Source organism: Phocaeicola faecium, assembly GCF_014837055.1.
GTDB lineage: Bacteria > Bacteroidota > Bacteroidia > Bacteroidales > Bacteroidaceae > Phocaeicola > Phocaeicola gallinarum.
The window spans coordinates 1048-1345 of record NZ_JACSPQ010000023.1 but is presented as its reverse complement, the minus strand read 5'-3'; the positions used below and the strand labels follow the sequence as shown (position 1 = coordinate 1345).

General features: G+C 68.8%; 1 protein-coding gene. It reads right to left on the bottom strand.

What is annotated here, in order from left to right; genetic code table 11:
- Positions 1–36: 36 nt before the first annotated feature.
- On the bottom strand, positions 37–298 hold a 262-nt coding region (locus H9626_RS15620; RefSeq protein ID WP_225231007.1), incomplete at its 5' end, for a hypothetical protein.

Sequence of the window (298 nt, the reverse complement as noted above, 5' to 3'; positions counted from 1 at the left end):
GGGGGGCGGGGGGGCCCCCCCCCGCCTCCGGCGAAGTCAGGATTCCGCGGGAGCGCCCTCCAGCCGTTCGAAGATCGGGCAGTACAGCAGCGCACAGCAGTACTGCGGCAGCGCGATGCCCAGCAGCAGGATGAGCGGCACCACGTAGACGAGCACCGCCGCATACGCGAACCCGAAGGCCCCAAGGATGACCAGCATGCCCGCGGTGCGCGGGAAGAAGCCGATCGCGGCCATCGCCGCGTTGCGCAGCTGCACCTTCACCGGATTGTCGTACCGGGAGAGGAAGACGAAGTAGTAC